General features: G+C 44.6%; 8 protein-coding genes. 4 read left to right on the forward strand and 4 right to left on the reverse strand.

Translation table 11 applies throughout. The features are described 5' to 3' along the window. Positions 1–1,060: 1,060 nt before the first annotated feature. Entirely contained in the window at positions 1,061–2,116 is a 1,056-nt protein-coding gene (locus tag QE390_RS05555) for an isoaspartyl peptidase/L-asparaginase family protein (RefSeq protein WP_307141403.1), read from the reverse strand. Between the two features lie 62 nt (positions 2,117–2,178). Continuing rightward, entirely contained in the window at positions 2,179–3,324 is a 1,146-nt protein-coding gene (locus QE390_RS05560; protein WP_307141404.1) for an acyltransferase family protein, read from the reverse strand. 390 nt (positions 3,325–3,714) lie between these two features. Between QE390_RS05560 and QE390_RS05565 the strand changes: the two genes are divergently transcribed. The 4 genes from QE390_RS05565 to QE390_RS05580 all read left to right on the forward strand — a co-directional run bounded on the left by QE390_RS05565 (position 3,715) and on the right by QE390_RS05580 (position 9,246). Then, a complete protein-coding gene (locus QE390_RS05565; protein ID WP_307141405.1) occupies positions 3,715–5,982 on the forward strand; it encodes a TonB-dependent receptor domain-containing protein in 2,268 nt (755 codons plus the stop codon). 27 nt (positions 5,983–6,009) lie between these two features. Continuing rightward, positions 6,010–6,561 (forward strand): hypothetical protein, encoded by a 552-nt coding sequence (locus QE390_RS05570; protein WP_307141406.1) that lies wholly within the window; start codon positions 6,010–6,012, stop codon positions 6,559–6,561. A 32-nt stretch (positions 6,562–6,593) separates the two neighbouring features. After that, complete coding sequence (locus QE390_RS05575) at positions 6,594–7,295, forward strand: outer membrane beta-barrel protein (protein ID WP_307141407.1); 702 nt, start codon at positions 6,594–6,596, stop codon at positions 7,293–7,295. A gap of 334 nt (positions 7,296–7,629) precedes the next feature. Next, the gene (locus QE390_RS05580) at positions 7,630–9,246 is read left to right on the forward strand and encodes a M28 family metallopeptidase (RefSeq protein ID WP_307141408.1); all 1,617 of its coding nucleotides are present in this window, start codon (positions 7,630–7,632) and stop codon (positions 9,244–9,246) included. A 104-nt stretch (positions 9,247–9,350) separates the two neighbouring features. Here the strand turns inward: QE390_RS05580 and QE390_RS05585 are convergent, their stop codons facing one another. Next, positions 9,351–10,790, reverse strand: coding sequence for a PLP-dependent aminotransferase family protein (locus tag QE390_RS05585; protein ID WP_307141409.1), 1,440 nt, complete (start codon positions 10,788–10,790; stop codon positions 9,351–9,353). A 95-nt stretch (positions 10,791–10,885) separates the two neighbouring features. After that, positions 10,886–12,274: a serine hydrolase gene (locus QE390_RS05590; RefSeq protein WP_307141410.1), complete on the reverse strand. Its 1,389-nt coding sequence runs from the start codon at positions 12,272–12,274 to the stop codon at positions 10,886–10,888. Positions 12,275–12,456: the final 182 nt, after the last annotated feature.

Consider the following 12,456-nt stretch of genomic DNA (forward strand, 5'->3'; position numbering starts at 1 on the left):
GAGTTCAACATTTGATGGCGGTCAAAATGAATAGGATAGTAAACTCTGACGATGAGGTTATGTCAGAATAAGATATAGAAACAACTTACCTTTAACAAAATATCTTATCAGGATATTAGTAGCAGGTATTTGAATCTGAAAGAGATTTGTCAGAGTACTACTTCAGGTAGTAGGGAAGCAGGTTACACTCAGAAGAGGACAGTAAAATTTCATGCATAAAATCTAATTAGTGGGACACACAGGTTAATAATGATTGCAAAACTACTTTCCTTTACTAATTATGCAAGAATAATTTTAAATTTATTTTAAGTCAATAAAACAAATTTGTCTTTTATATAAAGTATTAAAGATAATTATTCAAACAAAAACATACATCTATTTGACATGCATGATCGTTCCTATCATAAAAATTCAAGGTATAGATTACATTTAAAGCATGAATACGATCCATTAGTCAAATTTGTATAGCGTTATATAGTTTTGATATTCGCTAGACATACTCTAATAATCAGTATATTTCTAATGGGCTTTTTGCTTTTACTGATTTCTATTTACTTCTCTTTGGGCATATATTCTTAGATTAACAAATATCATCACATAATAAATAATGTAAATTACTCGGGCTGATATTTAATTAGCAGGAAATACGTAGTTAACATTTCTTTCGTTCACCAGCTTTCTGACGTAAAGTATATCGTTCGGAAGTTATAATCTTCTCCATTCACTTTTTCATTCAACATTGAGCTTGTAAAAATTTTGAACAACTCACAAAGGTTTTTATTAGAATTTAGCCTATTGTCAAAGTAGTGCATATTTATTTTGACTCCGTAACTGCATATTGCTCATAGGTATCATAAAAAAACGTTCGTGGCTAAATAACTTCCACGAACGTTTGTATAATATCAGTTTTAGTAGATCCAACAGCCCTCCTCTTCCGGTAATTCGCATTAATGATCAACTGTATGCATCAGCTCATTGGTAAACAATTGCCGCTCTGAATGCGGCTAGAGGTAGAACAGATAAAAGTTTTCTTATGAAAGATATTTATGCAGCAGAATCATTAATCCTTATAGATTTCAACCGTCTTCTTCCCATCCGCTGTGATAAAGCCGCGATACATGCCTTCCGAATTAAATGGCATGGAAAAATTACCCTTGGCGTCCAAAGCAATCACGCCGCCTTCTCCGCCTCGTTCCACTAATTTTTTATTCACCACTTCCTTCGCTGCCTCTTCTACTGAAAGCCCTTTGTACCGCATTAAAGCAGCAATGTCATAGGCAACTACGGAACGAATGAAGTATTCGCCGTGACCTGTGGCGGATACCGCACAGGTTTCGTTATCGGCATAGGTTCCGGCTCCGATAATGGGAGCATCGCCTACTCGCCCATACCGTTTATTCGTCATTCCACCCGTAGAAGTACCCGCGGCCAGATTACCGTATTGGTCCAAAGCCACGCAGCCGACGGTACCAAATTTTTTGCCTTCCGAAAAGATGAGCTCTTCTGCCCGGCTACTGGCATTTTTGGGAGCTTTGGTCGGTTTAGCTGGTTTTTCTTCCGAATGATCCAGCTTTACCTTTTCTTCTTTCAGGGCTTTCTGAAGTCCCTGCCAGCGGTTTTCAGTGTAGAAGTAACTCGGATCTACGATAGTGAGGCCTTTCTCTTTAGCAAAAGTTTCGGCTCCCTTGCCAATCATCATCACGTGCTCGGATTTTTCCATGACCGCCCGAGCCGCTGAAATCGGGTTGCGAACAGTAGTTACTCCGGCGACGGCTCCCGCTTTGAGCGTTTTTCCATCCATTACCGCTGCGTCTAGCTCATTTTTTCCTTCGTGAGTAAAGACAGCTCCTTTACCAGCATTAAACAAAGGCGAATCTTCCATGACGTGAATGGTAGCTTCCACCGCATCCAGACTCGTACCTCCTTTTTTTAATACATCATAGCCTGTTTGTAAAGCCAGATTCAGGGCTTCGCGGTAAGCTTTTTCTTTTTCGGGAGTCATGTTTTGCCGGGTAATCGTACCCGCTCCTCCGTGTAACACCAGTGTAATTTTTGAAGGATCCGGGCTTTGGGCCAATGCCGATGTACTTAATAAAAGAAAGAGTAACTTTTTCATAATAAATGGGATTCTTAAAACGCGAAAAACCATCTGTAACTGCCGCTACGGGAAAGCAGGACTTATACCCGCAAGAAGACTTTTTTAGTATACAGAAAATACAGGAAAAGCCATTTCATGAAAAGCATGCCCAGCACCGTCAATACGGCTTTTAGGGGTACCGAATCCAAATGCTTGATTAAACCGCCGAAGAAGAATTCACTGGCGTGTTCAAAGCTGACGACTAATCCACTCATGTAAATTAAAATGGAATTCATACCAATGACGGTAAAAAGTATCGTCCATTTTTTATAGCCTTTGACATCGATAATCCAGTAAAAGATGGAGAGTAGTAACAGACTACAACCGCCCGTCACGCAGACGAAGGAGCTGGTCCAGAGGTTTTTATTAATGGGAAAAACCACATCCCACAGCAGGGAGAGGCCAATGAACGCCAAACCTAATCCAACTAAATGAATGATTTTTCTTGAAGCGGTTTTGTTCTGGTTTTTCAGTACCGTGCCTGCATAAATCCCTAACAAGGCATTACAAATCGCGGGAATTGTGGAGAGTAAGCCTTCGGGATCGTGTACGGTTAGGTAGAGTTTCCCCGGCATTAGTAACCGATCTAAATAACCCGCCAGACTGCATTCCATTGTTAATACTCCCGCTCCACAACCCGGCACCGGAATGAGCATCATAGCAGCCCAATACCCTAGTAAAATCACGAAAAACCAGACATAACTCGCCCGTTTTCCCGCGTAAAGGTAGATGAGTTGAGCAAACATACCCGCTAGCCCGATTCGACCTAATACGCTACCAAAACGCATTTCGGCCAGGGGTTTTTGGAAAATTCCGTTGTTAAGGATGATTCCTAAAATAACCAGCGTAATCCCACGACTCACAATTTTGCGGGCTAGTTTACTTTTATCTTCTCCCCGGGCAATTCGGCCATCCAGTGAAAAAGGCGTGGATACGCCCGCCATGAAAAGAAAAAGTGGAAAAATTAGATCGTAAAAGCGGAAACCGTTCCAGGCGGGATGCGTCAACTGATCGGCCATGAATAAGGCCCAGCTCCAGCTTGTGGTTTTGGCCAGAGCGTAGAAAATTTCATCTCCACCCATAATCCAGAACATATCGAAGCCCCGGAGTGTGTCCAGCGATAAAAGCCTTTTGATGGGTACAGGCTGAGCCACTTCGGGCTCAGGGACAGTAGAAGTTAAAGACATTGCGAGTAAGCGGTATAGAGTCTGAAAACGTATTTGTTAAAATGAATTGTTAAATATGCTCAAAAAGCTTCTAATACCGGTCTTAATAATCCCATGAATCGTACTGAGACTGCTGCTTTCGTAGGCTAGTCTACGGCAACTTGTCAAGTTTTTACTAATCTACCACACCATAGGTGCTTACGCTGGCTATCGCTGCGGGGAAAACCGTCTGTTAAACTTTAACAGGGGTTTAATTCATATTAATGCAACATTGTTGCACATACAACTACTTTTGCTCCTTCTAGCGAAAGTCAGATGCGGAAATGTATAATAATACCTCTTTTAGGCTGTAGCATGTGGTGGTATTCCTTCATTTCTACTGCACAAACTCAGCCCGTTTGTCGATACCACTTGCAAGGTCTCGTACAGCGTACTGATGGATTACCTATACCCGAAGCAAGTATCTGGATTGAGGAAATTCATCGGAACATTCAAACCGACAGCACGGGTTATTTTACATGTACGAACTTATGTGAAGGGATCTATACCCTCCGTTGCCAGTTCATGGGATATCATCCCGTAATCAGAAAGGTTACTATTCCTTTTTCTTCCCTGCTGAGCATTCAGATGGTCTCCCAGGCAACGGATTTAAAGGCCATCACGATTACTCAGCACCGATCTGAAGGACAGCAGCTTTTGCAAGTGCAGGCCGAACTATCCGGTCAGGGCATGGATGAATCTCGGGGCCAGTCTCTAGGTGAAAGCCTGAAAGCTTTGACGGGTATGTACTCCATTCAAACGGGCCCATCCATTTCCAAGCCTGTCATCCACGGGTTACATAGCAATCGTATTTTAATTCTTACCAACGGCGTACGGCAGGAAGGACAGCAATGGGGCAGTGAACATGCTCCGGAAATTGATGCCTTCCTGGCTTCACGGATAACCGTTATCAAAGGAGCGGCCAGCATTCGTTATGGCTCGGATGCCATTGGCGGCGTAATTCTGCTGGAACCTAAAAACATGCCCACCCAACCAGGCATTGGCGGTGAGGCCTATGTAATGGGAGCCAGCAATGGACGAATGGGCGTTGTATCGGGCATGCTGGAAGGGGTACCCTCCCGCTGGATACAAGGACTAAGCTGGCGTATCCAGGGTACGTTGAAAAAATCGGGGTACATTCAAACGCCACGATACTATCTGGAAAACACAAGTTATCAGGAACGCAACTTTTCTGGTGACGTCCATTACGACCGAAAGAATGCGGGATTAGAAGTTTTCTATAGTCGTTTTGCCACCAAAATAGGCCTGTTTACCGGGGCTCAGATTGGCAGTCTGTCTGATTTATACGCGGCTATCCATCGTTCTGAACCGCTGGTACAACCCAGATTTTCGTATGAATTGAACCGTCCTTACCAGGACATTCAGCACGACTTGGTGAAACTTCGAACGTATGTGCAGTCAGAGCGACTGGGAACGTTCACAGCCACTTTGGCCCGCCAGCAAAATCTGCGACAGGAATACGATTACGTATCCTTTAGTGGTTCCCTCAATCCTGAACTTTACTTAAAACTTATTACTCATACCGCGGATCTAATCTGGGTAAAATCCAAAAACGCTACTTACGGGCAGTGGTCCAGTACGGCAGGCTTTACGGGCTTCACCCAGGGAAACGTCCGAAAGTATTTATTCCTCATTCCTAATTTTCGTACTTACACGGGTGGAGTTTTTGCACTGGAACGCTTCAGTCGCAAACAATGGTCGACAGAAATGGGGCTGCGATACGATTACCGCTGGCTCAGGGCTTACTTTCTCGATGAGCCAACGAATACTATCTATTATAAAACGCACAACTGGTCCAATACGAACGCCTCGCTGGGCATTTCATACCAGCTTCGGCCGAATCTAGACTTAACTACGAATGTAAGTACAGCCTGGCGAGCTCCAAACGTCGCCGAACTCTACTCCAATGGGTTACACCAAAGTGCCGTAGCCTATGAGCATGGCAATGCCAATCTGAGACCGGAACAGTCCTACAATGCCTCGATTGCTCTTCATTATTCCCACCAATCGTTTACAGCAGAATTGGGGCTTTATTCTAACCTGATTTCAAACTATATCTACTTAAACCCAGACTCATTGCCTCTGGTACGGCAACGTGGCGTTTTCCCCTCCTACAGTTACAATCAGGTACGAGCAACCTTCAAAGGCATTGACCTGACTTTTAGCTATGCTTTTACGGCCCACCTGAGTTTTACCTCCAAAACGTCTCTGCTATACGCCTACGATCATACGCATCAGGATTACCTGGTGTTTATTACGCCTAACCGAACCGACAACAGTATAACCTATACGTTGAAAGACTGCAAAAAAATGACCCGTACCTACCTGAAAATTTCGGGTTTGTACGTGGCTCGACAAACCCGAGCCCCCACTGTTACCAGTCGACTGGAAAATGGGCATTTTGTCTATACGGGAGATTTTGCCTCACCACCGCCGGGATATTTTCTTTTCGGTGCCGAAATGGCTACCACCCTTGCCCTTGCCAAACAATCAATCGGGATTATTCTCAGCGGTACTAACCTGACGAATGTAGTCTATCGGGATTACCTAAACCGCTTCCGCTACTTCGCTGCTGAACCCGGTCGAAGCATCAACCTTAAGATTAAAATCCCTTTCTAATTTTTCTATATTAAACAATCAATGACCATGAAACGAATCCTTTCAGTGTTAGGCTTCTTATCCGTCTTTTTTCTGGCAAGCTGTAACAAAGAAGAACAATCCGTTGCTCCTACGATTGATAACGAAGCCCTGACAACAGTGACGCTTCAGCTCACCAATAAAGCGAACCCTACAGAGGTAGTGACTGCTACCGTGGATGGCCTTAACGGAACTGTCGATTTTAGCAAAGACACGCTTCGACTCAAGGCTAATGCTTCCTACAGCGGAGTCATACTGCTTTTGGACAAAACCAGCTCCCCCGTCGCGGATGTTAGTGCGGAAATCAAGGAACGTCAGAATATTCACCTCTTTGTTTATGCCCCCGCCAGTGGTTTGAATATGGCTGTCACCATTACGGATAAAGATACGAATCCCGTTCCAGGTCCCTACCCGGTTGGTCTGACGTACGATGTACGCACGGGAGCTGCTAGCACGGGCAAACTGCATGTGGTCTTACGTCACCAGCCTAATACTAAAGACGGTACCGCTACTCCGGGTTCTTCGGATCTCGATACCAATTTCGACGTTGTGATTCAATAAGTATAGTCTTTCATCTATTTACATCCAGCATTATGAAACGTATTCTGCCATTTCTGTTTAGTTTGATCCTATTCATACCTACCCTTACATTTGCCCAGACCAACCCCCGTTCGTTCGTGGAAGTCTTTGGAGGCTGGTCGGGGATTTCCGGCAATTTTTCCCAAAGCAATTACGCTAATCCTCGCTCCGGTTTTGCCCGCTCCGGTTCCGTCGGAGGTATTCAGGGAGCCTGGTTTTGGGGTAAACATTTCGGACTGGGCCTCAGTATCAGCCAGGCTGACTACGGCGTTCGAACCCAACCGTTAGCGGAAGGTTACCGGGAAGATTTTGACGTTGATCAGGCCATCGTTACCAGCAAACATTACAGGCTCCATTCGTTTCTGGCGGGGCCGTACTATTCATTTGCTTTTAACAAATTCACTCTGGATCTAAGGGGACTTGCGGGTTTTTCTACCGCCACATTACCCCTCTTGCGTGTAGCCCTGGAAGACGAATCCGTGTTTACCCAGAATAAATCAACCGCTACCAGTTTTGCTTATCAACTGGGGGCTGGTGTTCGCTGGGCTTTCCTTCCTCATTTTGGCTTATCCTTACGAGCTGATTACGCTAGTACAAAGCCAGATTTTTCCGTTTCTTATACCAACATCAACAATACGTCTGGTCGTATGATTTCGTCGTACCACGAGAAAATAAGTGGCGTTAACGGCACCCTAGGTCTTTCGTATCAATTCTAATATCTGTTCATTCCGAATGTACGGGGAAAGCATAACCCGAAAGCTTTCCCCATACGTCCGGAATGCGGGCAACATGCCGTTACCAGGAATACAGACAGATGTCCATCGAACGTCGTACGGAGAAGGGTTCTAGTTCATGAATACTTAGGAAAGCCACAACTCTTCGAATGATTGATTTTTAATAGCTTATAATTACAACAAAAGAGCCTTTGAATTATTCCTGCGGATGAGTTGGTTCCTTTTTAGTTAGATAAACGCATTTAAAATTTCTTTCTGTTTCCATTTGAGTACAGAGAAATCCTATCTTCGGTTATTAGTCCATCCGAATTATACCATGTTCACTCGAGTTACTCTCCTTTTTTTACTAAGTACGCTAAGTGTATGGGCCCAGAAACCCACTTCTATTGACAGTCTTATTACGGCTCGGCCCTTTACCGAATATGTCAAACACCTGTCTTCTGATGCCTTTGAAGGACGTAAGCCCTTTAGCCACGGAGAAGAAGTAACGGTTAAGTATCTGGAGACTGAATTCAAGAAAATGGGTCTTAAGCCTGGTAATAATCAGAGCTACTTTCAGGACGTCCCTTTAGTTGATATTTTATCCAAACCTTCGGTTCCTTTAAAACTGGCGACTACGAATAAAGAACTTAAACTTAATTACCTGACTGATTTTGTGGCAGCCAGCCGCTGGACGGATGCCAAAGTCAGTCTAGAGAATTCGGAGATGGTTTTCGTGGGGTATGGCATTGTCGCTCCTGAATTTGGCTGGAACGATTACCAGGGCCTTAATGTCAAGGGCAAAACGGTTCTGGTATTAGTGAACGATCCGGGTCTGGCTGATTCGACACTTTTTAAAGGTAAGACCATGACTTATTATGGTCGCTGGACCTATAAATTTGAAGAAGCGGCCCGGCAGGGAGCCGCCGGTGTTTTGCTTATTCACGATACCAAAGCGGCCAGTTACCCCTGGGACGTTGTGAGAAGCGGCTGGTCGAAATCCAAGCTCTACCTGCAAAGTCCAGATAATAACCACAGCCGAGCCAAAGTAGAAGGCTGGCTTTCGAAGGAAACGACGGAAAAGTTACTAGCAATGGCCGGAAAAAGCACGGATTTGTATCAGCAGGCGGCTAAACGCGGTTTTAAGCCCGTTCCTCTGGGCGTGAAGGCTTCAATTGCTTTGGATAATCAGGTCAAAACTTCCGTTTCAAAAAACGTACTAGCCTACCTTCCCGGAACAGATCGGGCGGAAGAAGTGGTCATTTATACCGCTCACTGGGATCACTTTGGCAAAGGAGAGCCCATCAACGGCGATTCGATTTACAACGGAGCGGCGGATAATGGTACGGGCGTTGCCGCCATTATGGAACTGGCCAAAGCCTTTACCCAACTTAAGAAAAAACCATCCCGCTCGCTTTTGTTCATGAGCGTGACGGGCGAAGAGCAGGGCCTTTTGGGCTCGGAGTATTATGCTACGCATCCCGTGTATCCGCTTTCCAAAACCATTGCTAACATCAATCTGGATATTTTGCAGCCCTTTGGTCGGATGAAGGATGTGATTATTGTCGGGAAAGGGCAGTCGGATTTAGATGATATAGTGGAAGAAGCCGCCCGCCGACAGGGTCGCTTTACCCGCCCCGAATTCAACCCCGCTGGCGGTTGGTACTTCCGATCAGATCACTTCAATTTTGCCAAAGTCGGCGTGCCTTCCATGTATTTAGAAAATGGCGTGGTTTCCATCGAACATGGGGAGGCCTGGGGCCGGAAGAAAAAGGAAGATTATAATACCAATCATTACCACAAACCCTCCGACGAGTACGATCCTAACTGGGATTTATCAGGTATCATTGAAGACATGCGACTTCTGTTTAACATCGGCTATAAGCTCACAACCGAACCCGTTTACCCCGGCTGGAAAAAGGATTCAGAGTTTAAAAATATTACCCGTAAATAAGTAGTGGATCGTTTTTAGCGGCTGCGGTTATCCGTTTACAAATTGATACTCAACGGCTCATAACACAAAAAGGGTTTCAGATCTGATAGTCTGAAACCCTTTTTTTATAGACAGGACTTAAGAATTTTAACGCAGTGGCTCAATTCCTCTTCATTGGAAGAAGCAAAGCCTAACCGGGTAGAGGGAAAAGTTAAAGGCCCATGCTGAATGCCATTCGAGAAATAGAGTCCCTTTTTTAAAGCCTTGCTGGCCACTTCTACCAGATTAGTCCCTTCTTTGAACTGAGTCCAGAAAGCAAGGCCGCCTTCGGGCGTTTGAAAGTGAATGCTATCGGCTAATTCGTGGGATAAAGCCTGAGTAAAATAATCCCGCCGCTTTTTATAGATTCTCAAAGCTTTTCGTAAATGCCGCTGTATCAGGCCTTCTTCGAGTAGTTGAGCTAGTGCGTTTTCCAGCATCATATCACCCTGTCGGTCAATGATTCTTCTCAGCCGGGATAAATGGCGAATGGCATCTTCAGGCCCCACTAAATATCCTACGCGGAAGGCTGGAGCAATGGTCTTCGTAAACGAGCCGCAGTACATAACCATTCCACTCGTATCCACACTGGCCAGGGGAAAAAGAGGCTTTTGCTCGTAATGAAAATCAAAGTCATAATCATCTTCGAAGATGAGAAAACCATACTGCCGCGACAGACTCATCAGCTTCATCCGACGCTCGGCTTTCAAAGCCACGGTCGTCGGATAATGATGGTGCGAGGTGAGGTAAAGCATGCGAATCGGGTACTGCTGGCAAAGTTCAGCTAAAACCTCAACCTGAAGGCCATGCTCATCTACGGGCACACTTAGCATTCGGGCTCCGGCCTGCTCCAGATTAAGCGTCGAACCCGACCAGCTCATCGAGTCCAGGGCTACGTAATCGCCGGGTTTCACAAAAGCGGTACTAGTTAAGAAAAAACCCATCATCGTTCCCCGAACAATGAGCACATTAGCAGCCGTGGTATGCAGCCCTCTGGTTTCATTCAGATACAGGGATAACTGCTCGCGAAGCCAGCCCGAGCCCATAGGGTCATTATAACCCAAACGGCTATACGCATTTGAGCGAAGCAGTTGATTGCGATACGCCCGGGAAAGATCCAGCAAAGGGGCTAACCGAACGTCGGGAAATCCATCATCCAAATGGTAAGGTCCCTGGGCCAGCAAAGGGGGACGCTCTAAAAAAGGCTTGGACTCAAAGGAAAAGCCTGCCGTTTTTAAAGGATCAAAACTTGTTTGAAGCGAGGGTTTACTTTCCGGAAAATGCGTGGTGACGAAAGTGCCACTCCCCTGCCGACTTTCCAGCCAGCCCTGAGCCAGTAATTCATCATACGCCTGCACAATAGTTTTCCGATGAACCTGTAATCGTTCCGCAAGCTTTCTACTGCTCGGTAACTGTTGACCACAAAGCAATTGACCGCTTCGAATGTGATCCATCAGCTGAGTAGAAAGCTGAAGATATAAAGGCTGAGAACTGGTCCGATCCAGGGTAAGGGTGAACGTCCACATCGTAAGAAAAAATGTACTGCTTTGATTACCGCACCTTAGGTGATAAGAACAGTAAAAAAAGCAAATGACTTTCGACTAACCTTACCACTCGGGCATTAATCTTTCGTAAAGAGCAGTTTTTTAGCCCCCTGTGTATAGTCCATGGTATGGCTTTCTGGATTAAATATCATTTTTATATTGGCGTCTTCGCAAAGGAACACCTGATTTTCAAAGGCATCTAGTTTGAATGGCCTTTGCTTTTCGGCCTGAGCGTGACCGTATAAAGAGCCGTCTTTGATGTATATTTTAATTTTAAAAGGTAGGTCAGCAGACGTATATACGCCTTCATACTTTTCCAGGCTCTGGCTCGTCACCTGAATGGGTTTATAGCTTTCAATTTCAACCTTTTCCCCGTAAAGAATTTTTCTTACTTCAGCCGATGGGATCTTGATCCTCCGCATGTAGTTGTTCTGTAAGGCGATGAAGGTTTTTTGATGATCCAAATGCCTTTCAATGAAGGTGACGTAACCCGCCCAGCTACCCGAATGATTTACGATCTTACCGTACTTGTCAGAATTTTTGATCATCCATCCAAAGCCGTAGGTCGTTTTCTTGCCATCCAGGGTAGTAGTTCCATTGAAAATTTGCTCTTTGTCCGTCTGGTTCACCAGCTTGTCGGTGTAAAGGGCCTGATCCCATCGGAGCAAATCTTCCAGGTTCGAATTGACCATTCCATCTCCTACGATTCCGTCGAGAAAATAGGAGTAATACGCTTTGCCGTAGCTATCGGGTAATACTTTTTTACCCGTACTATCCTGCTCATAGCCTAAGGCATAGTTTTCTATTTTGTGAGGTTGAAAACGACTTCGATATACCAGCGTATGGTTCATTTGCAAGGGTTTGAAAATAAACTTATCCAGATATACGCCATACGTTTTTTTAGAGACTCGTTCAATGATACTGCCCAATAGCATGTAACCCGTATTGCTGTATTCGTACTTTTCATTAGGGGCAAATACTACTTTAGGCTGAAGCCGGGCAAAAGTCTTAATGACATCATCGTTGGTAGCAATTTTCGTTTTGTCCCAATGTTCATCCATGACATCCATGTAATCGGGTAATCCTGCCGTATGATGTAGCAAGTGGCGGATCGTAATGGGGCCGTAAAAATGAAGTTCTGGAATATACTTGGAAAGCAAATCGTCGTACTTGAGTTTTCCCTGTTTTTGCAAAAGGACAATTCCCATGGCTGTAAACTGCTTGGAAACCGACGCCAGCTCAAAAACCGATTCAGTGGTTAATAATCGCCCTGATTGTTCTTCGGCCTTGCCGTAACTTTTTTCAAAGATGGGTTTTCCCTCTTCTGCCACGAGTACATTTCCATTGAACTTCCCATGATTATATAAATTAGTAAATAGGCTGTCGAGAAGTTCAACTTTAGTTTGAGCGATGGTTGAATAGCAAAAAGTAACTAGCAGTAAAAAGGTAAGGTTGAGCTGTTTCATACCAGAACGATAAGGTGGCTGTCTATAAATTATAAGTAATGACGTCTATTTATCTAGAGTCGCTGCATGAGCAGCATTTAAAATCATCTGGAAGCTAATTCTGAAGGGTTATAATAAGATAGTAAAAGAGAATTGGACTACTCAAAATATAAAAAATGGACGATTACACCCATCCAATAAAA

Origin of the sequence: Siphonobacter sp. SORGH_AS_1065, assembly GCF_030818595.1 — a bacterium.
Taxonomy (GTDB): domain Bacteria; phylum Bacteroidota; class Bacteroidia; order Cytophagales; family Spirosomataceae; genus Siphonobacter.